The sequence below is a fragment of the Paenibacillus etheri genome (assembly GCF_001012825.1).
GTDB lineage: Bacteria > Bacillota > Bacilli > Paenibacillales > Paenibacillaceae > Paenibacillus_AQ > Paenibacillus_AQ etheri.
The window spans coordinates 62,557-85,521 of sequence record NZ_LCZJ02000016.1; the positions used below are offsets into that span (position 1 = coordinate 62,557).

Below are 22,965 nucleotides of genomic sequence, written 5' to 3' on the forward strand. Positions count from 1 at the left end.
GATTTTGTTTTATCTAAGAATTGGATAATTTATCTACCTCATCACTAAAAGCATCCTGGTACTGATTGAATATTCCTGTATCTAATTTGGTGGTAGCATCATTTGCTATAGGAGGAGTGTCTTGGATTTGCTTGTACATACGATCAATCTCACCAGAGAGCTTAGACCAGATGTTTTTAATTGAATCGTATTTTGCATCCAGGTTGTTGATGTAATTATCGTATTCTAATTTTGTACTCATCGCTTTTCCTAATTGTTCAATTGTAAATTCTATATCTATAGCTTCACCTGTAGAGCTAGTTCCTGAACTTGCATACCAACTAATATCAACAAATCCAACATTCCAAATATCTGAAATGACAAAATTACTAATTTCTTTAAGTGTCGCTTCAGGAGACTGTTCATTTGTACCTGAATCAGAGGTGTTATTTACAGGCTCTTTGAAGAATTTTCTCATTTCGTTAAAGGGTTCTTTATTCTTGTCATTAGACGAATATCCCCAACCAATTTTATCATCCTTAATAAAAATAATAAGTTCACTACTGGAGGACGACTTTTCACCTTGAATTAGGACGATTTTGTCTTTTCCGCCATCTTTGTCTGTATAATCAGCTGATTCTATTACTGAAGCGTTCTTAAGTTTGTTATTCTCAGGTGTCTCGGTAGATTCAGTCATTTGAAAAATTGGTTGTATATCAGGAAGTATATTTTCGGATACGAACTTCTTTTTCGCTTCGATATCTGAACCATTCAGAAAAATTTCCACGTAATCGAGAGCTAATTTCTCGGATTTTGAAAGTTTCTTCTCTGGCACTGGTGTTGCAGCAGCTGTTATTGAAGAGTCAGATGTTGCTTCAGACTGAGTAACTTCTGTAGATGTCGTATTCTTTTCCTCTGAATTTGATTTGGAACTACCACATCCTGTAAGAAGTACAATAGTTGCAACGATACATAAAAAAGCCTTTATCTTCAATCTTATATCCCCCTAAATCTGATAGTAAATACTAAATAATTCTACCAGATATAGGAATGTTAATCTATGTATGATGAAACCAATATATTGGATATTCGTATTCCTATAAAATGATGATGAAAGGTCGTGTGCGTGATGGATAACGGGTATTTTGTTGGATGGGGTACATTAGCATTAATAAAAGCTGAAAATTCATTAGCCCATTATTTTTCGGTTCTCGCATAACTCAAATTCCTTTTTGATAAAATACCCCATCATCCTTAAAGGTCGGTGGGGCTTTACGTTGTATCTCTTTTTCAATCATGTTATAGCAGGTTGCTGCAGGCTGTGCTTATTTCTTTTTCTTCTTTGTGGGTCCGATCTGGCGCCTTACTTTATTGTTCTCATCAACCTCAATAATATAAATGTCCTTCACTGTACCGGAAAGAGTAAACCATTCACGTAGAGCATCAGCTTCCGTCATTGGTCCCAATATTCGTTTTCCCCTATAACATATAAAAAACACTCCTACTCCTTAGTGAGTTTGCGAAAATACAATAATGCTCAAAACGATACTCATTAACTACTTTCAATAAGTCTCATTATTTTATATTAATGCTAAATTATAGGAGATGCAATGTTGAGAGATTGTTCCTATTTAGTTCAAGTACGTTTATAAAAGAAGTCATAGGCATGAGGGATAAAATTGTATGTTTCAATTCACGCCCGGAGTTTTTTTTTGCATTGAATGAAGAGTTCAAACGTGTTTGTCCGCATATTGGAATCTGTTTATAGATCAATAGGTGCATAGCCTCAAAAGGAGAGATAAACGGTTCCAGAAGAATGGAAATCAACGCTGCGCGAATTTGAGGTCATCAAAGAAGGCATCGAGAATGATTACTGTAAAGGGATATACGGATGAGATAGATGCATTCCTGAGGAAGCTCCACTTCTAAACGAACCATCGCTATTTAGGGTCATAGATCCATTGCGATGTTTTTTTGACTTTTCGAAGTTCATGCGAAGCTATCAGCAAGCACGATACTAAACAGCGATTGACAAAATAGAAGAGCTGCCTAATACTAATTGATAATCATTATCATTGTTTAAGATGTAATTAACTTAAATAGATTGTGTAACGGATCGGAGTGAAATGCAAGATGAAGTTGGAAGATCATATTGCCGCATGGAATTATGCTGCCGTGAAAGTGCTGGATATTCGACATGCTGTGATGGAGCCAGGGGACAAGCTGCAAGGCTATATATTACCTGCATGTGGATTTATCTACTGTGTGCGGGGTGCGGCCAGCTTGAATCTCAACGGCATAGATTGCGACGCAGACCGTCATTTTATTGTGCATGGTGGAAAGGGTATGAGACTAAGCATAGAGGCAGGGAAGATTTTTGAATACTATTTAATATTCTATAGAGCCTCCTTACCAGGAAGAAAGGATTTAGCAAGACTTTTGGAACGAAGCAATCCATTTCGGATGCAGTATGGCTTTGAGTCTTTGGAGCCATTGCCACTGCACTATCAACTAATGGCAATGGAACAACTCTGGGCACAAGGAAGCTTATTGGATAGAATTCAAGTTAAAGGTTTGTTCTATCAGTTTATACATGAATTATTGAAGCAGTTTACAAAGGATGGAATTAACCTCAGGCAACCGGATGTCATTGGGCAGGTTGTCCGTTATATTGAGGTGCATTATCGTCACAATTTATCACTAGAATCTATAGCGGAGCAATTTAATTATAGCCCTCGTCATTTATCAACGCGTTTTAAAGGGGAGACGGGGTTCAGCCTGATAGAATATTTGATAAGATACCGGCTTGAACATGCAGAAGAGCTATTACGATGTACCGATGCTCCACTTCGCGATATTGCAGAAGAAGTTGGATATAGCGATGTATATTACTTCAGCCGTATGTTTAGTAAATATAATGGTCAATCTCCCATCCGATTCCGCAAGGAAAGCAGGCTGTTGAGCTTATCGGAGAATCGTCCATTTACTACCGCCAGATTCTCCATTGGCGAGAACATATCCTCCCGATATAATGTTATTGAATATGATAATCATTATCATTACTGTTATCATAATAAAATAACCGGAGGGTCTTCACCTATGCGAATAACAAAGACATCAAGTTTTATTGTAGCGATGCTGCTTAGCTTTACCTTGCTTTTAAGTGCATGCGGATCTGCAAACGTTGGTTCTAATGCCACGAATTCTAAGGGATCCAAAGCTTCTGAAGTTACATCATCATCAACCAATAATTCAATTGCAACTGATAATAACAATAAAGAGGCTCAGACAAGAACCATCTCTACGGTAAAGGGAGATATTGTCGTTCCAGCTAATCCAGAGAGGGTTGTCGTGTTATATCTTCAAGGGGATCTTGTTGCACTCGGCATTAAGCCAGTAGGTACTTCAAGTGTCTTTGAAGGAGCGGCCTTTGCAGAAGAGCTGGGGGGTATTGAAGATCTTGGCTCATGGTATGAGCCTAATCCAGAGGCTATTATGGCAGTAAAGCCGGACTTGATCATAGCTGCTTCTGAAGAAACTTACGAAATCCTTAAGGATATTGCACCGACCATTCCAATTCCTTATGAAAAAATGGCGACGGATGAACGTATAATGAAGATTGGCGAGGTATTTGGCAAGGAGCAGGAGGCACAAGCTTTATTAGATAATTTCCACGAGAAGTTGGAGAAAAGTAAGCAGAAGCTTGATGAACTTGGAATTTTAGATAAGACAGTAACCATTATCGAGGGCGGCAAAAAAGAGATGGCGGTGATCGATAGCAAGCTTTACGGAAGGGGCTCTCAGATCATTTATGAATATTTAGGACTAAAAGCACCAGAGATTCTTCAGAAGAAGATTGATGGGAGGGAGAAGGCTACAGGAGGGTTTGTTTCCTTAGAGGTGTTACCTGAGTATATAGGAGACTTCGTATTCCGCTCTGTATGGGATGGGGCTGATGATTTGTCGGACAATCCTATTTGGAACAGCATTCCAGCAATCAAAGAAGGTAGATTGATCGAAATTGGGTTTGATTTTTCATATTATTCCGATATCTACTCTCTTGATAAGCAGCTAGATTTTGTAGTTGAGAAGCTAGTGTCAGCGTATGAAAAAAAATAGAAAGCTAGATGATAGAACAACTGTTATCCCTAATTTAAGAGGGAAATCGTATTTCGGTCTGTTTTTACTCCTAGGGATATTGCTGCTGCTGCTTTCAGTAGCAGCTTCTATTTCTTTTGGCTCTGCTTCCATGAGCCTGAAGATGGCATGGACAGCGACTTTTAATTTTGATCCTGAACTGACCGAGCATCAGATTATTCATGCCCTTCGTATTCCGCGTACGGCAGCTGATATTATTGCGGGTATGTGTCTCGCGGTAGCAGGAGCGGTAATGCAAGGCTATACGCGAAATCCCTTAGCTGATTCGGGATTAATGGGAGTAAATGCAGGAGCAGCTCTTGCAATGGCCGTTACACTAGTTTTCCTTCCAGGGCAACTGCAGACGACAACCTTGCTAGTTAGCTTTATTGGCGCAGGACTTGGTGCAGGATTAACGTATCTTGCCGCTTCAATGAATCGTTCAGGAATGACACCTCAACGACTGGTGCTAGCTGGAATATCAATTACAATGCTATTTGGAGCTGTGGGATCATTTATCTCATTAAACTATGGAATTGGTCGTGCCCTTGCTTATTGGACTTCGGGTAGTGTGGCTGGAGCAACATGGATGGAAATTAAGCTAGTTATTCCTTGGTTCTTAGGTGGGCTGGCTTTGTCACTATTCATTGCACGCTCCATCACTGTTTTAAACTTGGGGGAAGAGATCGCGAAAGGCTTCGGGCAACGGATCGTTCTCGTTAAGATGATAGCTACGCTTGCGGTCCTTTTACTTGCGGGTGTAGCAGTTGCACTTGTAGGACCAATCGGCTTTGTAGGTCTGATTATACCGCATATCATGCGTTTTTTTGTAGGGGTAGATTATCGTTATATTATTCCGGCATCAGCCATTTACGGCGGCGCACTTATGGTTGTGGCGGATATCGCAGGAAGGCTGATTAATCGTCCGGCAGAGACAGCACTGGGCATTATTTTTGCTATGATTGGTGTTCCTTTCTTCTTGTTAATTGCGAGCAAAGAGAGGAGAGCCTTCAAATGAATGTTGTTAAATCGCATAAGGCTACAATATGGATTCTATCTCTCTTATTATTGCTTATTGCAGGAGCTATTCTTAGTCTTAATATGGGAAAGGTATCTCTCAATCCACTTGAAGTATTTCAAGTATTGCTTGGACAAGGTCCAGAGGAGCATAATCTCGTTGTTTATAAGTTTCGTCTTCCCCGGATCGTATTAGCGATACTTGTTGGATTTGGGATGGCACTGGCAGGTGCTGTTATGCAGGCGTTGCTGCGCAATGATCTGGCTGATCCCGGAATGCTTGGTATTAGCTCAGGTTCAGGTCTTATGGTGTTGCTGATTATCTCAACTGTAAGCATACAAGGCACCGCTATAACATTATTACTGCCATCTATGGCATTTTTGGGTGGTTTGCTGGCAGCAGCTCTGATCTATGTTCTAGCCTATAGAAAACGTCGTATGATTTCTTTTACACGACTTGTCTTGACTGGTGTTGCGATTAATATGGGGTTAAGTGCTCTGTCGTTATTCCTAACTTTAAAGCTTGATGACCAGAAGTATGAGTTTGCGCAGCGTTGGCAAGCAGGATATTTATGGGGCGACAAGTGGTCTTATATCAGCTTGCTGGCACCGTGGGTACTGCTGCTATTTACATATATTCTTTCCAATTTTAGGACATTGAACGTCTTGGTGCTAGGCAACGACATTTCGATAGGATTAGGAGTCGCTGTAAAACGGAAATTTTTGCGTCTGGCGATTGCGGCTGTGGGGATTGCTTCTGGCTGTGTAGCGCTCGGGGGCTCGATCTTTTTTATTGGATTGATTAGTCCGCATGTGGCTCGCAAGCTGGTAGGTCACGACTACAAAGTGCTTCTACCAACTTCAGCGCTTATAGGTGCGCTATTGCTGCTTGTAGCGGATACGATTGCTCGAACGGTCAGCTTTAAGTCAGATATTCCCGCAGGGATTATTGTAACAATGCTGAGTGTGCCTTACTTCCTATATTTATTGATGCGTTCAAAATAGATATCGATTATTACTCCGGCTGGATATTGACCCCATACCCCTATTCCAAAAAAACCGCGAAAATCCTAGATTATACAAGGATTTTCGCGGTTTTTAAATTCCGCTTCTTGGACTTATCTTTTGCTATCATACAACCTCGCCGTCCAAAACAACATCATCCGCAAACGGGAGATGTAGTTCAGAGGATTGTTGAGTACAAACATTATCATGTCTGGTATATAACCGGATCTACCGGACTCTTGGAAATTTATAAGTCGATAGCCATCTATTATGCAACTTACTTATCTTTAGGATTCTTTGGTTTTTCAGCCATATACATGGTGATTCCGAATAAAATTCCTAATCCACCACCTATAGCAATGTTGTTGTCGAAAACAATAGTAAAAGATACACCGGTGATGATTCCAATTGTAATAGCAGAGAGTAATCTTTTATTTTTCATTAAAAATAAACATCCTTTTCAATTATTTAACAATTGTACGTAATAGATCAAATTTAGTTTCGAAGGCATAGCCCATAAGGAGAGGTAAACGAAATGGCAAAACAAACCAAAGCTCAAGAAATCGGGACTGAAACCAGAAGACAAAGTAATGATGCATTCATGCTACGAAGATCGGAAGGAAAAATACAAGGATAAGGTTTGGACGGTGAAATCGGAACCGTGGGACTTGTGCGGATCAGAGGTAGTGTTGCTGGAAGGTTTTAATGGCGGGTTTGCGACTGAATATCTGAAGAAGGTAGAGGGTTAACTCCCCTCTCCCCTATAAAGGAGAGGACAAATAACCAGTATGTATAGAATGAACAATTACGCAAACAAGTTGCTGAGCGTCAGGGGTTGGACAATTGCAGATATTATAATCGGGGGATGCCTGGTGACCTCAAACGATTGATGACGAGATAAATTATACCCAACCAAGGTGTAAGAATTGTCAGTATGACAGCAATAACAATCTTCCATAATTCAGATTTCTTTTTCCACATAACTCTAGCAACAATAATTGGAACAAGTATGCGTAGTGCATATATTCCAATACCGATGAGTATTACGACATATTCCATTTCAAATTCTCCTTATGTATTATTTATTCTTTTTTACTATCGGTTGAAAAATAAATCATTATTAACATCGCTTGTATTTATTTGTAAATACGGTGAAGAAATGAGGCAAAGCCATGAAGTCGATAACCATCATTCAGCCATGGGCAACGCGGTCGGCAGTGCCGGTTAATCCAAACTGCCCATATGTGGCAACCAACACCCTATAGACCATCCTAGTAGGCCGGGAATTTATTTGTGTGTACCGTGTGACTACGTATATGAGGAAGGGAGCGACAAGGCATGATACAGGTAAAGGATACCGATGATCAAAAAGCTTTAACGATCGAAGAATTATCCGAACTACTGCAATACATTGAGAAGCACAACAGCTGGAAGAACAATCTCAAAGCCCAGAGGCTTATAAAATATGTGGACTTCTCTTTTGATACCCGGGACTGCACCGTCTGGAAAATTAATCTCCGCCTTAGCGGACAAGGAACCACATTCCGTACAGAGGCGGGATACAACCTTAAAGATAAAGTGTATGAGCACTTGAAGGGAGAACGGCAACAATTAATTCGTCACAGTGAAGATGAGGCGTGGGAAGATGCTCCGGACTACTGCAATGACCCTGCTGCCAGCCTAGAGGTACAGGCAAAGGCTATAGAGGTAGATGCAGAGCTATACATGAATAAATTGGCGTTCATCAAAGGCGTAAATGTGCAATACGTCGATGGGGCATGAAATCATGATGATGGATGGTATATCAAGGTTTCAGATGCGGCTCTCATAGCTAACGCCAGCCCCCGAGAGATGGCAGAGGCGGCATATATCACGCTTAGTAGTGTTAAGTAGACGCAAACTGTTCATTATAGTTGAGCAACGTGGAAATTCAGTAAATAAAATAGCCTACACCATAAAAATGTAGGCTAAGCAATTAAAAGTTAGTCTGTTACTAATAAATCTATCTCCGTGCTTATTAAGTACCAAATTTCTGGTTGACCTTTATATAGACTTCGCAATAACTTCACATTTTTTAATAGCCCAAATGTAATGACTAGAGGTGTTTGCTGCAAAATAGCTGTATAAATTACTTGTTTTTGTCCATTTATAGTACTTCTTGGTCATGAGTTGTTCATTGGTATGTAATTTGATTAATTCCATTACTCTGTCATGACTTAACTTCAATTTTTTTATAGCTTGATTTAATGATAGATCTTGATATTGTTCCCAAATTCGCAAATTAAGTAGTTCGATAGCACTCCACTTATAACCAGCTGCTGGCATAGAAGGAGTATCACCATCCATACCTTCTCTATACCATCTCTCAAGCATTGCATGCCACTCATATAAATGCATTAATACATCACGAAAATTCTTATCTCTTTCCTGAGTATCAACAGAAAATCCCCTTTTTCTGCTGGGGACAGATTCAATTATTTCAAGCAATAAATTAAAATTCTTGTCGCTATTCATTAATAAAATTTCTTTTTCATTTTGAGTTATCATGAAAAATTCCTCCTATTTTTCTATATATTAACATGAGGGTATTCGTTCCGCTAAGTAACATTTGATAAATTGTATTAACGCTATCCTGCCCATTCGTTTAGTTTAATGCCCTCCATAGTCTAATACTTTATTTTGACAGAAACGGTTCCGTTAGATGATGTGCAGTACGAAGAGACTGAACAGTAGACTCATACTGTGAAGCAAAAGAATTTACAACTTAGATTTCTCTTTATACTTTGACCAATTAATCCAAGAGATACTTAAAAAACCTAAAGTCATAATAAGAAGTTGTATTGGATCTCGATTAATATCAAATACAATTCCGATGCCAGCAGCGAGAGGTATTAATGTAATACTAATAATGGAGAACCATTTATAAATATTTTGATTTTCCTTCTTTTCGTTATTCATATTTTAACCCCATTTTTTAAAAAAATAGTAATTAACGTAATATATCAAACCAACTGAATCTGATGTCTACTTACTGAATTAGTGAATTTTGAAATATCCAGGTCTGCAGGTTTAAAATTTCTCAGGATTTTTAATTTTAATTGAGGCTACTTCTCCACACTTTTTACAAAATGTATATATAACCGGGGAGCCGAATGAAAAAGTTTTACCGATCGGCATTACTCTAGCATCCACAGCGTTCACTTCACCTTTAGCAAAGGTAGTACTTCCACAAGTTTTACAAGTTAGGTTTTCTTGATTCATAATAACCATCCTTAATAAAATATTTAACAATTCATACGAATTATCCCAAAGGTAGGTTTCATTAATAAAAAGTACTAAGGAACATTACGAAGATATAACGCGACATATAAGGGGATTGAGGAGTAAACCCTTCTCTCCCACAGTTCATCAATAAACCCAAATTTGAGAGGAGCAATTATAAATGAAATTCAAATAACAGCACACTTCAATAAGCAAATGAAGGACTCTAAAAAAGAGCTTGTACAATTCCACGTAAAGGGCGATGACGAGAAGAAGCCTGAGCTTAATGCAATGACTCGTTCGGTGGTTGTGTCGAACATTGAAGGCGTAGAACAGGCATTGACCACCGAGTTCAGCAAAAGCACAAAGGATGCCAAAAAGACAGTGCTGGAGTTCATCGTCAAAGGTGACACATCCTCTGAGCATTCCTATGAGTTCTATCGGAAGGCTGGATCAGATGTAGTCTTGGAAGTCGTTGAATCTCAAATGAGCATTGAAGAGTTCCGAGGTGATAACGATGAAGTTGATCATGAAGAGCCAAGAGAAGGCGTACGAGGCAAGGTTAACAATTGAATTGGAAGACAAGGATCAACTCACTCTGGAGGAGGTAGCTGCTGCAGGGGAGAAGAATGGCCCGGAAATTCCTGGAAATGATGACGGTCTGCCGTTCTAGATGGTACACGCCCTGGCTTCGGTCGGGGGATTCTTAACAAAAAGGGATTGCCCAGTGCAACAGAGTTTTTTGCCTGAGATAGATAGAGAACTGACGCAAGCTGCCGTTGAGGCGGCTCTTGAAAAATATAGGATATTTAAGTTTTTGTCTTTCGAGGAGAGAGAGGCAGCGACAACCGCAGCTTGGTCAGAGTCCCCAAAGGATTTACTGGAGTTACAACTGATCAAACCTCCAACATAGCTATTCATAATGCAGATACTCAAGCACAACGCAAAAACTTTTGTGAACGGATAGAACGAGTGGTGAATCGCATGCCTAAGATGGAAGGGTTCTTGATTAAAAAACGATTTATGACAACAGAGCATGATTATATTACTCATGAGAAAGTGTATAACTTTAAATTTCAGCCGCCGATTAGTTCGGGAACTTATAGCAAGATCCGTTGGAAGGCTTTTAAGCTGGCTTTGGATTTGAATCTAGTGATCGAGAAGGAGGAAGAGAAGGGTGATTGAACAAATGTATAAGACTACTTCTGATTATCCCTCTGTACTTACAGCGAAGAAATCCAACAAATACTTGGTATAGGTGAGCGTCAAACATATGAACTATTAACCCAGGCCAATTTCATATCGTGCGGGTCGGAAAGATGATAAAGTCTCAAAAGATGTATTTCTTAAATGGTTACAGGGATAAAAAAAGTGGTGCCGATTATGGCACCAATTCGTATTTCATTCAAAACATAAACATCCCTAAACAAAAGAAAAAGCCTTATATAATAAGGCTTTTTCAGTATAGGACGGATGGGGTTCGAACCCATGACCCCTACCCTGTCAAGATAGTGCTCTCCCGCTGAGCTACCGTCCTGCGACGAATTTCATAATACCATACGATAGAGTAGGATGGCAATTCTTTTTTTACAATCTATAGGGATGATAGTTTACATAGTCTTTAGAATAATAAAAAAGGGGATGCCCCTCCATCCCCTTGCACCTCGTCAGATAAAGAACGGGAGCAAAAATATATCACTTATACCGAAAAAAGGGATGCGGCGTGGAAAGAAGCGACGTCTTGGGAAAAAGCCAGGCCGGAAGCCAAATTGTCTATACGCCGATTCATGTGTAGGCATTCCGTTTAAACGTTCTACCATTTCGTTGCTGGGAACCGCAAGGGTAACATAGTTTTGGTCTACGTGGGCAATAAAACCATCAAAGGACTGACCGTCAGTCGTTGTGATACCAACGTATTTGTTCATACAATTCCAACTGACCTGTTGATGTAAATTTGTATTTGTATCCATAAATAACCTCCTCAATTGAATAACCCTGATAACAGTCTATGGTCCGTAGCCTATAACGTTCACGGCGTTAGCCTATAGGGTAAACATAAAATTCGGGCTATTTTGTGTGAGGTGGAGGTTGTTTATTGAAGCGAAGTTACTGTCCCAGCGTATAGATCAAGTCTTTCTTGCCCGTAAGCGGGGAGTCATTTAAAAAATATAGCGTATCACCACTACGTTTCACGAACTTCAAAGTATCCCCTTTATAAGGAATATCGTTATTTTTCGCATACTCCTGATCCTCTGATGTAAGCAGCTCCTTGTACAAAAGCGTTCGCTCGCCTGTTTTGCGGTCAATTAAGGTAAGTAATCCTTTTTGATTACCACGGAGCAGAAGGATATCGTTATCAATACCTTCTATATAGTAAGCATCTTCCTCGCCCCCTAGTTTTAAAAGATCGAGAGTAGCAGTTATATTGCCCGTGCCATCCTGGATAAGTCGTAGGGTGTTGCCATCATGCAATAGTAGATTGTTGTCATAAGGCTTGAGATCTGCATCTCCTCTGAACTGGTAGGCGAAAGTAGCCTTGCGTAATAACGCGCCATTTTTGAATACGAGAGTGACAACGCGTGTATTGATATGGGGTTCTCCAAAAGAGTCACTAATCGTAATGACGAGCAGTCCACCCGGTGTTTTCTCAATCTGCATTCCTGCCCAGTCAAAAGAAGTTTCGAGTGAGGTGAGCTTTAGTACTTTATCTTTGCCTTGAGAGACATATAAGTCTCCATTAGCTTTAATGAGAGTATAAGTACGCCCACCATAGGTTTCAGTAAATATGTTATAGGTCTTTAGATCGCTCGCTGATAGTGTATTTGTTTTGGGATCCAGGCGGAGATTATTGCCTTCGAATGCTTTAACGATGAAGCGAGCAGGTACATATATGCCGTCTTCTTTAGATTTGAAAGGGATACCGCCTAGATCTACCGTTTTTCCGTCAAGAACTCCACTTTGACTTCCAATTCGAACCGCGAAGCTTTTGGTCCAGCCTTTGAAGAGGGCGCGTTGGCCGGACTTGTCCCATTCCATCTTTAGACCTGCATTCTCAGCGATCCCCCGTACATCTACGTAAATCACTCCATTTTTGAGCAGCGCCGGGCCTCCTATGGTTCCACCAGGAATACCGAATTGATAGTAAAGTTGCGAAGTGTTAGAGGTGGAAGCTAATAAAACCATCGGGGGCTCGGAAGCAGATTGCAGAGCACTTGCTGATGCTGTAGTAGGGAGAAGAAGAGTAGAGAGCATTAAAGCTGAGAGCAATGATTTTGAGTATGTAGGGTTCATATTAACCATCCCTTTCTTTGAATATAAGTAAAAACTATCCATTATCTGTTTGTTTGACGCTGAAACGATTCTAAAAGTTGCGTCGTATACTTACCAAGTGCCTATTTATAGAAATATTCCTTAAGCGCTTATGATAAAATGGATGGTAATGTACAGCTGTTAGATAAAAATTGAAAGAAAAAGGAGTTTGAGATCTTGCCGCAAAATGAGCAGAAAAAGAATTCTTCCACGCCATGGAAATGGTTGGGGGGCGGGGCGGCGATGCTCCTGTTTAAAGGAAAGGCGATTTTGTCTCTTCTGAAAATAGGTAAAATTGCCGGGCCTTTAATTTCAATGATGATTTCAATATGGGCGTATGCGTTGATTTACCCGTGGGGGTTTGCCGTGGGTTTTGTCCTGCTCTTGCTAGTCCATGAATTAGGGCATGTAATAGCAGCGAAACGAATCGGGCTTCCAGTCAGCGCTCCACTGTTTATACCATTTTTGGGAGCTTTAATTACCATGAAAAAACAGCCGCTGGATGCACAGACAGAAGCTTATATTGCTTTTGGAGGTCCGATCTTAGGAACCATTGGGGCTACTGCCGTTTTTGGGGCGGCTTATTACATGGATAGTCCACTACTCTATTCCTTGGCTTATATAGGTTTTTTGCTTAATCTGATCAACCTGCTACCGATTCACCCGCTTGACGGTGGTCGTATTGCTACTGCGGTTACGCGTTGGCTGTGGCTTGTGGGACTCGTGGGCGGTTTAGCTATCATCATTTATATGGGTTCGATCTTATTCTTTATTATTTGGGCGTTATTTGCTTACGATCTGTATAACAAATATGTTAAGAGACGTACTAACCATCGCCTTTATGTTGTAACCAAGGGTTTCTTAATTCCAGTAGAGCCACTTCGAGATGCAGGCTATATGATTCCAGGACCAGAGCATAGAAGAGATTTACCTTTTACCACCTACAGTGATTTGGATAGACAGCAGTATGTAGGGGTGAGATGGGATCAACTAAACTACATTGGTAGAGCTACGCTTCCGCAGCAATGCATAATTGAAAAGGTTCGTATCTCGCAGTTAGAGCCTGTTACCCTAGAAAATGGGCTTCATCTTAAGATGAATTGTGATATCAGCTATTCGGTCTACGAGAACGATAAGTATTACGATGTGCCGGCCAGCTCACGCTGGAAATACGGCATTGCTTATTTTGTGTTGGCTGGTTTTCTGGCAGGAATGATGTACATGGTCCATGCCGTTGGGAATGTGAATCTTTAAGGGGGAGAATCGGGCAATGAAGTGATCCAATGGTTTATAAAACTCCTGAACCGTCAAAGCTGTAATGAGAATAACCGCAGTTGAACGGTGAAAGGAGTAAAACCATGCCTAAAATTTTGAAATGGGAAGTCGGTGTTTGTCTGTTATTACTGATGGTTTTGGGAGGATGTTCCGAGGCGAAGCCAACAAAAGTCATGGAAATCAAAGAAATGACTAACCTAGATGGAAAGCCAAAAGGTCAGTACCCTCCATTGTCACCAGTGATGCAAGACACTTACAATCGCTCGATTCCTGAAGATGTATATTCTGTAAATTAGAACAGCAATAGAAGAAGATTTCTCATGCGCAGGCTTTTCTTTCTATTCAAATTTTTATATAATAGACAACTATCGTTGGATACATAGAGAGAGGAGTTTGCGACTAACATGGCGGCAGAAATCTTACGGGTAACTACAGAGGAACAGCTTCAGATGGGGCTGGATATTCGTACTAAAGTATTTGTAGAGGAACAAATGGTACCGGTTGAGGAAGAAATTGATGAATACGATGTTATTGGTCCGAATGCGTACCATATTCTGATTATAGATGAAGGAGTTCCTGTGGCTACGGGAAGATTGATTTACTACAAAGCAGGTACAGCCAAAATGCAGCGTATCGCCGTACTGAAAGATTATCGAGTTAAAGGATACGGACGTGTGCTTTTGTTAGCTATGGAAGAGCTTGCTCGGGAACTTGGACTGGAGGCTTCGATTCTTGATGCACAGTGCCAAGCTGAAAATTTCTACAAGAAGCTAGGATATGAAGTGATTTCTACAGAACCTTTTTATGATGCAGGTATTCTACATGTGCGGATGCAGAAAACTCTTTAAAATTAGCGCACATAATTTACCGTTCCATGGAGCAAGCTAGGATGTGCCATATGATGGCAAATTCTACTGCAGGGGGCGAACTAAAGTGCCAAATAACGAACGCGAAAGTTTCGTAGCCGTACAGAAAAATGGAGATGGAGATTTAACCACTTTCCAAACTTCTTCAGGACGTGTCCTGGCGTATGACCAAGCGCTTCAAGAAGTACAGGCCGGGAATATTGCCGGGGTAAATGCTTTTAAAGGTAAAGATGGAGAAACATATATTCGCGGTGACGCGGATGGAGATCCAACCAACAATTTGGATAATCTTCCGACTTTCTCATAGTTTAAAAGGTAAAGACCGTACATACGTCATCAGACGTCTATGTACGGTCTTTTTTTGATAATAATCAGAGCTTATAAATTACATGCTGCTCAATAAACTCCATCTCTCCTGTAAGCCAGACGAATTGAGGTTGTTCATCGCTATAATGCATGAGCTTGATGAGACGTCGAACATCTTCAGGTAAAGACAATAATTCCTCCAACGTGGTATGAACAACACCTGACCCACCAAGCTGACAATCATGCAGAATCATTCGAATGCCGCGCTCACGTACAAGGCTTATAAGTAGATCCGGCTGAAAAGTCATATCTGCACTGTAGAAAATCTCGTTATTTATTAAAAGAGAATAACTATCTTTGCCGGGAATATGCGGCGTATGTATGATCTCGAGCGAAAGGGAAGGAGCGAGCTTGTACGTAATTCCGGGTTTCATAGGTGTAACCTCGAAGATATCGGTCAGGGAGGCTACTGCATCTTTTTGGTATAATCCACCCTTTAATGTGTTGTTCCATAGAGGCTCAACAAGCGTTTCTGGTAAGTGTAATTTCATAGTTTTCCCGTATACGTGCTTTAGCGTGAGCGCCAGCTCTTCCAGACCTCCAACATGATCCGCATGAATATGCGTAATTAGAGTAGCGTTTACGTCACGGAAGGATTTCCCAATGGTATGCATAGCAAGCGGAGCTGTAATTCCGCAATCAATCAGTAGGGTATAATCATCAGCTAGTAGCAAGCCATTGTTGTTAAAATAGTTTTTTGCAAAAGCATTTCCAGTTCCTAGCATTTGTAGGCTCAGACTCATAAGAAAGTACCCTCCTGAAATCGCTGTTAGCTGCTAATATATCAACATTGAACAAATCCATAATATCATTTTTCGCAAGATGAATGAAATATTTACCTACAATTAGCGCAACTTGCTGAGACAAAGTAAGTATACATTAACAGTATGAATTATTTGGAGGGTTTCAAATGAATAGATGGAAAAAAATCACTTTATGTGTGTTTGCTTTTTCCTTAATGGGCGGTTCGTTATTGTTCGCCGATTCCGTAAATCAGAAAATCAGAGTATGGAACAACGGGAAGGAAATTGTGGACGGCGGTTATTTGATTGATGGAAAAACATATATTCCCGCTAGAGAAGCAGGCGGGGTTGTGAATTGGGATGGCTCAGGGAAAGTGACAATTCTTAAGCCTAATGTTCATATTGTTCTTTTTAAGGATAATACGGTCTTTGGTAACGTCAACGTAGGCAAGCTCAAGATCAAGATATTAACTCAAGTAGATAGCTTAACAGAAGAAGTTTCAGCTGTGAAAGTAGCTATAACAGACCCATCTGGTAATGTTAAGGATATTCAGTCGCAGGAGCTTGAAGGCTCGCAGAAGGATAATTTCTGGTTTCCGACCTCGGAGTTTACTTATGATTTTAAAGAAACCGGCAAATACCGGGTAGGGTTCTATATGAAATCTTCGAAAAATGCGGATTACGTTCTTGTGTCAGAGAAGGTAATTACAGCTCTTAATTAAGTGTTCTAAATTGACCTGAACTAATCTAACGTGGTACGATACCAGATGTAGGATAATACAATTCAAAGTGAGGTATTACAATGAGCGATCACAAACATGAGCATGGTGAAGCATGCGGTTGCGGGCATGATCACGACCATGAGCACGAGGAGTTTGTGCTGACCTTGACGAACGAGCAGGGCGAAGATGTAGAAATGGTATTGGTTGAAACTTTCGACATCGGTGAGAAACTATACGCGCTGCTTTTAGAAAAGGAAAATCCTGAAGCAGATGGCATTATTCTGCGTATGGAAGAAGAAGACGAAGAAATGGTATTGTACAATATCGAAGACGAAGAAGAATGGAAAGCTGTTGAAGAAGCTTACAACAATCTGCTTGCTCAGCAAGAATAGATTTTAGCGACTAAATTAAGCTGTTCTATTGTGTATATGACAGTTGATGTTTATATACAAAAACCCGATACTTATTATGGTATCGGGTTTTTGTATAAATGAATGAAGCTTTTTAGGGAAATGATGGGTCTTAGGAGATAGGATCAGCTTCTACAATCACTTTTATGTTAGTGATACTGCGGTCTTCAGGACCTTTAACCGGAAGACCAATCTCCACATGGTCAATTATATAATCGATGTTATCCTGAGTGATTACTTCGCCAGGGAGAAGAATAGGAATTCCTGGTGGATATACATATATAAATTCTGCAATAATGTAGCCAGCAGATTCACGGAACGGAACTAACTGCGTATCGGCATAAAAAGCGTCCCTTGGGATCAGAGCAAGCTGTGGAATTTCTGGAACCTGAACCTTAAGTTCGTAGATTTCACCCTTGCTGTAATGAATGGCGGACAACACCCGAAGTGCAGCTAATAATTTATCTACTGATTCTTGCGTATCACCTGGGGTAATAAGGCAAAGAATATTATACATGTCACTTAGTTCTACTTCGATGTTGTACTTCTCGCGCAACCAATTTTCGGTTTCGTATCCTGTGATCCCTAAATGGCGAACATGAATGTTCAGCTTAGTAGGGTCATGATCAAAAGTTGCTTCTGTCCCGAGGATCTCTTTTCCAAAGCTGTACAGGCCCTCGATCGTATTGATCGTTTCACGTGCGTAGTTGGATAGTCTGATCGTTCTTTCAGCCATTTCATGACCGTTCAACGCGAGATTACGTCTTGATGTATCCAAAGACGCTAATAAAATATATGAGGTGGATGTTGTAGTCAGCATGCTCATAATGGTCTGTACCCGTTGCGGGTTAATCAGACCCGTCTTAGCATTTAGATTCAGTACCGAGCTTTGCGTCATGGAGCCGCCAAGTTTATGCACACTAGTGGCAGCTATGTCCGCTCCGGCCTGCATGGCCGATACCGGCAGATCCTCATGAAAATGAATCAGTACTCCATGTGCCTCGTCCACCAATACGGGTACACCGTAACGGTGAGCCAGGTCGACAATCGAACGCAGGTCGGCGCATATACCGAAGTACGTGGGATTGATTACTAGAACTCCTTTGGCGTCTGGATGACGCCTTAACGCTCGTTCCAGCGAACTGGTCGTTATGCCGTGATCTATCCCGAGATTCTCATCCTGAACAGGCGAGACAAACACAGGCTTGGCTCCGGAGAAGATAATGGCCGACATCACAGATTTGTGAATGTTGCGCGGCACAATTATTTTATCACCCGGTGAGCAGACAGAGAGGATCATCGTCATGATGGCATTGCTCGTGCCCTGTACGCTAAAATACGTATAGTCGGCGCCGAAAGCCTTCGCAGCCAGCTTCTGAGCCTCCTGGATTACGCCAGTCGGCTGATGTAGATCATCAAGCGGTGCGATGTTGATTAGATCGATGGATAGAGCGTTATCGCCGATAAACTCACGGAATTCGGCATCGGTTCCTAGCCCCTTCTTATGCCCCGGAATATGAAATTGAACGGGATTGCCGGCGGCATGCTTTTTTAAAGCTGTGAAGAGGGGAGTACGGTGTTGATTCATTTAATGCTGTCACAACCTTTCGCGAATATTAAAATTTAAGGCAAGCATCAGTATAACAAAACAATCTACAGAATACTAGGATATGGATGTGATAGGATGTCCACGAAAGCTGCGCAACGCACACATATCAGTTTGACGTCGCCATTTATCATGGAGATGTGGGTAATTATTTTTTTAGTTGAATTTGTGAAAGGGTCGCTACTTGTCGCTTTGTTACCCGTGTATATGGAGAATATTTTGGGTCTATCTGTTACGGTAGTAGGCTTTGCCTTTGCACTCCAATATTTGGGGGATAATCTATTCCGTAGTCCTTCTGGTTGGGTCATGGAGCGCATAGGATTTCGCTGGACAATGACAAGTGCCTTGTTGTTGATCCTAGTAGCTGTTGGAATGATAATATATGCCAAAACAGCAGTTACGCTCTCGATTGCCTGCCTTATTCTTGGGATTGGGACATCCCCGCTTTGGCCTTGTGTGATGACCGGAATAACCGAACTTGCGGGATCTACCAAAAGTGGCAGCAGTGGTGCAGCTATGGGTGCTGTCGAGATGGCCTCGCTTGCAGGAACAGGCATCGGTCCGATTGTAGTGAATTTTTTGATGGATCAGGGGGGACAAAGCTATCGTGTAGCTTTTTTGGTCCTGCTGGGTTGTGCTGCTGCTGTAGTTGTGGTTGCCCTATTTCTACCTAAGAGAATCTCACCAAGTGGAACTCATGCAGTTGTAAGGGACATGCAAGGGCTCGGTGGAGCCATTGAGCGTAAAAAAATTAGTCCTTTAGAAAGTATAAAAAGAACACTGCATCAAGTCAGAACGACGCTTAAAGTCAGTCGCCTACTATATCCCGCTTTATTTCTTCAGGCTTTTGCTATTGGCTTGATGACCCCTGTAGTTACCTTGTTTGCACGTACGGAGCTTCATGTTAGTCCAAATCAGTTTAGTCTGCTTCTGATTGCTGGTGGGGGAATTACGGTGCTTGCCTTAATTCCAGCAGGCAAGCTGGTGGACCGAATAGGAACAACTGTATTTCTGAATATTGGCTTTTTGCTCGCCGCCTTTTCTCTTGCCCTGTTCTCACAAGTCCGCTGGCTACCGCTTGCTTTTATCGCGGTGGCACTGGTCGGTATAAGCTACGCGCTTATCCTTCCGGCGTGGAATGCCTTTCTAGCCAAGCAAGTCCCTAAGGGGGAACGAGGGACTGTGTGGGGGCTATTCTTGACCTTGCAAGGCTCAGGGATGGTGGCAGGGCCAGTGATATCAGGGAGACTATGGGATCATGTTGGTCACGGTGTTCCGTTTCTGATGAGTGCAATTGTAATGTTGTTGCTCTTCGGGCTGCATTTGCTAATTGTGCATAGAACAAAGTTGAAATTTAAACCTAGTTGATCTTAGATGTGAAAAGCCGCTGACAACCTGAGAATTAGTTGTCGGCGGCTTTTTTAGAAATTAAAAGGACGAAAAGGAATAAAAAATTTCAATCAGCGTTTGGAGTTGTTCTGTTGCGGGTAAAAATAGTCAATAAACCAAGTTACCGCTACATAAACTGAAGTATAAAATAAGACTAAGACGTACACAAAAAGCAATGATTACTTGAAGAGGTCCGGCAGCCATAAATACTCTGGAATTGAACGAATGGTGTGACTTGCAGATGTGAAGCAGTTAGGGGGGAGTGCCGTGAACAAAAACGACGAGGTGGAGTATTGTAACCTGGAGCTGCGTTTCGACAGACAGCATATCCAGGACCTGATCAAGGATTTGATTCAAAAAGGTTATTCCCTATATTGGAGTGAGAACGATCAGGTCTTTGTGATTTCGGTCCGTACCGGTCGTAAATTAGTGAAATTGCGTTTTCAAAGGATCAAAGACGGCTATAAACTCGTGGGTGATTATATGATTCGTGATGCTCGCTTGTCAGAATGGATGGAGAAATTAATTGGGGACATGCGAGGCCATGCCATTGTAAAGCGATTCCGGGACCGTCAGATTATTATTGAAAATATTTTGTTCGGCGAAGTGATTCGTCTTGTCGAAATCTCGGGTTATCAGCAGCGAGTATTATACCAGAAGGGTCCTATGCTCACAGATGAGGAGCTGACCAAGCTTTATTATTCTATTGAAGGGGAGGAGCGAATTCGCCAGCGCAGGATTGAAGTGGATGAGCAGCTGGATCGATTAAAAGATGCACTTAAGGCTGAGGATACGGTCCGCGCGGACAAATGCCGAGCTCAACTTACCTTTTTGACGAAGGAATTGTATATGTTAGAATGGTGAATAAGGTGTCGGGCAAATGTTGCTTAGGGGCACCCCGAATTTCGGGGTGTCTTAGATTTGTGTGGAACTTGCAGACAGGGGTTCACTTCTGGCGCTAAAAACGTTAAAATAGTCATTGTGATCATTTTCATGTTGGCAAAGGTTTTGTCAATGAATTTGATCTCTCTTCGCAGGGCAGGCTTTGCTGTCTCTGATAAAGGGTGGTATTCTTATACTGCGAGAAATGGATTTCCCAAAAATATAGGGTGCAAAGGGTGGAGGACCAGATGGCAAAACAACAAATCGGCGTTATTGGCTTGGCGGTAATGGGCAAGAATTTGGCTCTAAATATCGAAAGCAAAGGTTTTTCCGTATCCGTGTTTAACCGCTCACCGGAGAAGACAAATGATCTTCTTGCTGAGGCGGAAGGTAAAAACCTCGTAGGCACATTTTCCGTTGAGGAATTTGTAGCTTCGCTGGAAACACCGCGCAAAATTCTGATCATGGTTCAAGCTGGTAAAGCTACTGATGCTACCATCGAGCAATTGCTGCCGCATCTTGATCAAGGCGACATTATTATCGACGGCGGAAATGCTTATTTCCCTGATACGGTTCGTCGCAGCAAAGAGCTGGAAGACAAAGGTTTCCGTTTTATCGGTACTGGCGTTTCCGGTGGAGAAGAAGGAGCACTAAAAGGTCCTTCCATTATGCCTGGCGGTCAAGAAAGCGCATATAAGCTAGTAGAACCAATCCTAACGGCAATCTCAGCTAAAGTAGACGGTGAGCCTTGCTGTACATATATCGGACCAGACGGTGCGGGACACTATGTTAAAATGGTGCACAACGGTATCGAATATGGTGATATGCAATTGATCTGTGAAGCTTATCAGTTGTTGAAAGACGTTCTTGGTCTGGATGCTAAAGAACTTCATAACATTTTCAAAGAGTGGAATAGCGGTGAGCTCGACAGCTACCTGATCGAGATTACTACAGATATTTTTGCTCAGTATGACGAAGAAACTGGTAAACCAATGGTTGACGTGATCCTTGATTCCGCTGGCCAAAAAGGAACTGGTAAATGGACAAGCCAAAGCTCACTCGATCTTGGTGTACCTTTGTCCATGATTACCGAATCCGTATTCTCTCGCTTCCTGTCTGCAATGAAGGATGAGCGCGTAGAAGCAAGCAAAGTGCTTAACGGACCAGAAGCTGCACCATTTGATGGTGATAAAGCTGAATTCATCGAGAACGTGCGTAAAGCATTGTTCGCGAGCAAAATCGTATCCTATGCTCAAGGTTTCGCTCAACTGCGCGTAGCTTCCGACGAATACGGTTGGGATCTGAAATATGGCGAGTTGGCTAAAATTTGGCGTGGCGGCTGCATTATCCGTTCCCGTTTTCTACAAAACATCACGGATGCTTACGAGAACAATGCAGATCTTAAGAACCTATTGCTTGATCCTTTCTTCAAGGATGTTATGGACAATTACCAATCCGCATGGCGTAAAGTTATCGCTTCAGCTGTAACGATGGGTGTTCCAGTTCCTGGATTCTCCAGCGCATTGGCTTACTATGATAGCTATCGTACAGAAAGACTGCCTGCGAACCTGCTTCAGGCTCAACGCGATTATTTCGGCGCACACACGTTCAAACGTGTAGACAAAGAAGGCGTCTTCCACCACAATTGGATGTCAGCAGAATAATCTAGTTTGTTACGATTACAAGCAAAACGCCGCGTCCCTAAAGGACGGTAAGCGTTTATGCGAGAAATGTAAGGATAATGTATAACGTGAAACTTATACTTTCTTATATTTTGACGGATTGTAATATGAAGTGCGACAGCTAAACAGAGAAAGCCCATGGGGATTCGTGTAGAATGAAGTTACCACACACCATTCACACAAGGAGAATCACACCATGGGTTACACTCATCTTAGCATAACGGAGCGAAGCAAACTAGAAGTACTATACGGATTGGGATGGTCTAGTCGAGCGATTGGGGCAGAACTTGGACGTCATCACTCCGTCATTGCCAGG

Annotated in this window: 30 protein-coding genes and 1 tRNA gene; 20 read left to right on the forward strand and 11 right to left on the reverse strand. The window is 41.6% G+C overall.

The features are described 5' to 3' along the window. Positions 1–13 precede the first annotated feature (13 nt). The gene (locus UQ64_RS03965) at positions 14–973 is read right to left on the reverse strand and encodes a hypothetical protein (RefSeq protein WP_060622217.1); all 960 of its coding nucleotides are present in this window, start codon (positions 971–973) and stop codon (positions 14–16) included. Positions 974–1,304: 331 nt separating this feature from the next. Further along, entirely contained in the window at positions 1,305–1,445 is a 141-nt protein-coding gene (locus tag UQ64_RS30660) for a hypothetical protein (RefSeq protein ID WP_156113100.1), read from the reverse strand. 667 nt (positions 1,446–2,112) lie between these two features. Here UQ64_RS30660 and UQ64_RS03970 point away from each other — a divergent pair. Genes UQ64_RS03970 through UQ64_RS03980 form a run of 3 tightly spaced genes read left to right on the forward strand, consistent with a single transcriptional unit; the run spans position 2,113 to position 6,138 of the window. After that, the gene (locus UQ64_RS03970; RefSeq protein WP_060622218.1) at positions 2,113–4,098 is read left to right on the forward strand and encodes an AraC family transcriptional regulator; all 1,986 of its coding nucleotides are present in this window, start codon (positions 2,113–2,115) and stop codon (positions 4,096–4,098) included. Next, positions 4,085–5,134 (forward strand): FecCD family ABC transporter permease, encoded by a 1,050-nt coding sequence (locus UQ64_RS03975; protein WP_082650968.1) that lies wholly within the window; start codon positions 4,085–4,087, stop codon positions 5,132–5,134. The genes UQ64_RS03970 and UQ64_RS03975 overlap by 14 nt, the downstream gene beginning before the upstream one ends. Then, the gene (locus UQ64_RS03980) at positions 5,131–6,138 is read left to right on the forward strand and encodes a FecCD family ABC transporter permease (protein WP_060622219.1); all 1,008 of its coding nucleotides are present in this window, start codon (positions 5,131–5,133) and stop codon (positions 6,136–6,138) included. The genes UQ64_RS03975 and UQ64_RS03980 overlap by 4 nt, the downstream gene beginning before the upstream one ends. A 277-nt stretch (positions 6,139–6,415) precedes the next feature. Here UQ64_RS03980 and UQ64_RS30665 read toward each other — a convergent pair whose 3' ends face one another. Continuing rightward, complete coding sequence (locus tag UQ64_RS30665; RefSeq protein WP_156417442.1) at positions 6,416–6,580, reverse strand: hypothetical protein; 165 nt, start codon at positions 6,578–6,580, stop codon at positions 6,416–6,418. 148 nt (positions 6,581–6,728) lie between these two features. On the opposite strand from UQ64_RS30665, the gene UQ64_RS31215 reads away from it, so the two are divergent. The 3 genes from UQ64_RS31215 (at position 6,729) to UQ64_RS03990 (ending at position 7,920) form a co-directional block, all read left to right on the forward strand. After that, complete coding sequence (locus tag UQ64_RS31215) at positions 6,729–6,887, forward strand: hypothetical protein (RefSeq protein WP_167348454.1); 159 nt, start codon at positions 6,729–6,731, stop codon at positions 6,885–6,887. 287 nt (positions 6,888–7,174) lie between these two features. Next, complete coding sequence (locus UQ64_RS31545; RefSeq protein ID WP_209445707.1) at positions 7,175–7,366, forward strand: hypothetical protein; 192 nt, start codon at positions 7,175–7,177, stop codon at positions 7,364–7,366. A gap of 110 nt (positions 7,367–7,476) precedes the next feature. Then, entirely contained in the window at positions 7,477–7,920 is a 444-nt protein-coding gene (locus UQ64_RS03990) for a hypothetical protein (protein WP_060622221.1), read from the forward strand. A 261-nt stretch (positions 7,921–8,181) separates the two neighbouring features. On the opposite strand, the gene UQ64_RS03995 is transcribed toward UQ64_RS03990, so the two are convergent. The 3 genes from UQ64_RS03995 to UQ64_RS04005 all read right to left on the reverse strand — a co-directional run bounded on the left by UQ64_RS03995 (position 8,182) and on the right by UQ64_RS04005 (position 9,399). Continuing rightward, positions 8,182–8,685: a ClbS/DfsB family four-helix bundle protein gene (locus UQ64_RS03995; protein WP_060622222.1), complete on the reverse strand. Its 504-nt coding sequence runs from the start codon at positions 8,683–8,685 to the stop codon at positions 8,182–8,184. 210 nt (positions 8,686–8,895) lie between these two features. Next, positions 8,896–9,096: a hypothetical protein gene (locus UQ64_RS31550; RefSeq protein WP_060622223.1), complete on the reverse strand. Its 201-nt coding sequence runs from the start codon at positions 9,094–9,096 to the stop codon at positions 8,896–8,898. 111 nt (positions 9,097–9,207) lie between these two features. Beyond that, on the reverse strand, positions 9,208–9,399 hold the full coding sequence (locus UQ64_RS04005; RefSeq protein WP_060622224.1) for a hypothetical protein: 192 nt from the start codon (positions 9,397–9,399) through the stop codon (positions 9,208–9,210). Positions 9,400–9,615: 216 nt separating this feature from the next. On the opposite strand from UQ64_RS04005, the gene UQ64_RS04010 reads away from it, so the two are divergent. The 4 genes from UQ64_RS04010 to UQ64_RS31970 all read left to right on the forward strand — a co-directional run bounded on the left by UQ64_RS04010 (position 9,616) and on the right by UQ64_RS31970 (position 10,584). Continuing rightward, positions 9,616–9,972 (forward strand): hypothetical protein, encoded by a 357-nt coding sequence (locus tag UQ64_RS04010; RefSeq protein WP_060622225.1) that lies wholly within the window; start codon positions 9,616–9,618, stop codon positions 9,970–9,972. Then, the gene (locus UQ64_RS31555; protein ID WP_209445708.1) at positions 9,929–10,072 is read left to right on the forward strand and encodes a hypothetical protein; all 144 of its coding nucleotides are present in this window, start codon (positions 9,929–9,931) and stop codon (positions 10,070–10,072) included. Before UQ64_RS04010 ends, UQ64_RS31555 begins: the two co-directional genes overlap by 44 nt. 54 nt (positions 10,073–10,126) lie before the next feature. After that, complete coding sequence (locus tag UQ64_RS31965; RefSeq protein WP_245237849.1) at positions 10,127–10,312, forward strand: hypothetical protein; 186 nt, start codon at positions 10,127–10,129, stop codon at positions 10,310–10,312. A gap of 71 nt (positions 10,313–10,383) precedes the next feature. After that, positions 10,384–10,584, forward strand: coding sequence for a hypothetical protein (locus tag UQ64_RS31970; protein ID WP_245237850.1), 201 nt, complete (start codon positions 10,384–10,386; stop codon positions 10,582–10,584). A 280-nt stretch (positions 10,585–10,864) separates the two neighbouring features. On the opposite strand, the gene UQ64_RS04020 is transcribed toward UQ64_RS31970, so the two are convergent. The 3 genes from UQ64_RS04020 to UQ64_RS04030 form a co-directional block, all read right to left on the reverse strand. Next, positions 10,865–10,936, reverse strand: a tRNA-Val gene (locus tag UQ64_RS04020). A 130-nt stretch (positions 10,937–11,066) separates the two neighbouring features. After that, entirely contained in the window at positions 11,067–11,369 is a 303-nt protein-coding gene (locus UQ64_RS04025) for a hypothetical protein (protein ID WP_060622226.1), read from the reverse strand. A gap of 136 nt (positions 11,370–11,505) precedes the next feature. Further along, positions 11,506–12,690, reverse strand: a complete 1,185-nt coding sequence (locus tag UQ64_RS04030; RefSeq protein WP_060622227.1) for a copper amine oxidase N-terminal domain-containing protein — start codon at positions 12,688–12,690, stop codon at positions 11,506–11,508. 195 nt (positions 12,691–12,885) lie between these two features. On the opposite strand from UQ64_RS04030, the gene UQ64_RS04035 reads away from it, so the two are divergent. The 4 genes from UQ64_RS04035 (at position 12,886) to UQ64_RS04050 (ending at position 15,156) form a co-directional block, all read left to right on the forward strand. Then, complete coding sequence (locus UQ64_RS04035; RefSeq protein WP_060622228.1) at positions 12,886–13,962, forward strand: site-2 protease family protein; 1,077 nt, start codon at positions 12,886–12,888, stop codon at positions 13,960–13,962. A 104-nt stretch (positions 13,963–14,066) separates the two neighbouring features. After that, positions 14,067–14,279, forward strand: coding sequence for a hypothetical protein (locus UQ64_RS04040; RefSeq protein ID WP_060622229.1), 213 nt, complete (start codon positions 14,067–14,069; stop codon positions 14,277–14,279). Positions 14,280–14,387: 108 nt separating this feature from the next. Next, positions 14,388–14,831, forward strand: a complete 444-nt coding sequence (locus UQ64_RS04045; protein WP_060622230.1) for a GNAT family N-acetyltransferase — start codon at positions 14,388–14,390, stop codon at positions 14,829–14,831. An 85-nt stretch (positions 14,832–14,916) separates the two neighbouring features. Then, positions 14,917–15,156, forward strand: coding sequence for a DUF3892 domain-containing protein (locus tag UQ64_RS04050; RefSeq protein ID WP_060622231.1), 240 nt, complete (start codon positions 14,917–14,919; stop codon positions 15,154–15,156). Between the two features lie 64 nt (positions 15,157–15,220). On the opposite strand, the gene UQ64_RS04055 is transcribed toward UQ64_RS04050, so the two are convergent. Continuing rightward, positions 15,221–15,958: an MBL fold metallo-hydrolase gene (locus UQ64_RS04055; RefSeq protein WP_060622232.1), complete on the reverse strand. Its 738-nt coding sequence runs from the start codon at positions 15,956–15,958 to the stop codon at positions 15,221–15,223. Between the two features lie 167 nt (positions 15,959–16,125). Here UQ64_RS04055 and UQ64_RS04060 point away from each other — a divergent pair, with 167 nt between their 5' ends. Together UQ64_RS04060 and UQ64_RS04065 are read left to right on the forward strand one after the other, a co-directional pair. Beyond that, a complete protein-coding gene (locus UQ64_RS04060; RefSeq protein ID WP_060622233.1) occupies positions 16,126–16,680 on the forward strand; it encodes a hypothetical protein in 555 nt (184 codons plus the stop codon). An 80-nt stretch (positions 16,681–16,760) separates the two neighbouring features. Beyond that, a complete protein-coding gene (locus tag UQ64_RS04065; protein ID WP_042187300.1) occupies positions 16,761–17,072 on the forward strand; it encodes a DUF1292 domain-containing protein in 312 nt (103 codons plus the stop codon). A 130-nt stretch (positions 17,073–17,202) separates the two neighbouring features. Here the strand turns inward: UQ64_RS04065 and UQ64_RS04070 are convergent, their stop codons facing one another. Continuing rightward, the gene (locus UQ64_RS04070) at positions 17,203–18,678 is read right to left on the reverse strand and encodes an aminotransferase class I/II-fold pyridoxal phosphate-dependent enzyme (RefSeq protein ID WP_060622234.1); all 1,476 of its coding nucleotides are present in this window, start codon (positions 18,676–18,678) and stop codon (positions 17,203–17,205) included. 96 nt (positions 18,679–18,774) lie between these two features. Between UQ64_RS04070 and UQ64_RS04075 the strand changes: the two genes are divergently transcribed. From UQ64_RS04075 to UQ64_RS31975, 4 genes are all read left to right on the forward strand, one after another. Beyond that, positions 18,775–20,064 carry an MFS transporter gene (locus tag UQ64_RS04075; RefSeq protein ID WP_060622235.1) on the forward strand — a complete coding sequence of 430 codons (1,290 nt, stop codon included), beginning with the start codon at positions 18,775–18,777 and terminating at the stop codon, positions 20,062–20,064. A gap of 288 nt (positions 20,065–20,352) precedes the next feature. After that, on the forward strand, positions 20,353–20,949 hold the full coding sequence (locus tag UQ64_RS04080) for a hypothetical protein (RefSeq protein WP_060622236.1): 597 nt from the start codon (positions 20,353–20,355) through the stop codon (positions 20,947–20,949). 266 nt (positions 20,950–21,215) lie between these two features. Continuing rightward, positions 21,216–22,631: an NADP-dependent phosphogluconate dehydrogenase gene (gene gndA / locus UQ64_RS04085; protein ID WP_060622237.1), complete on the forward strand. Its 1,416-nt coding sequence runs from the start codon at positions 21,216–21,218 to the stop codon at positions 22,629–22,631. 214 nt (positions 22,632–22,845) lie between these two features. Further along, the coding region (locus tag UQ64_RS31975) for a helix-turn-helix domain-containing protein (protein WP_245237855.1) at positions 22,846–22,965 on the forward strand (120 nt) is incomplete at its 3' end.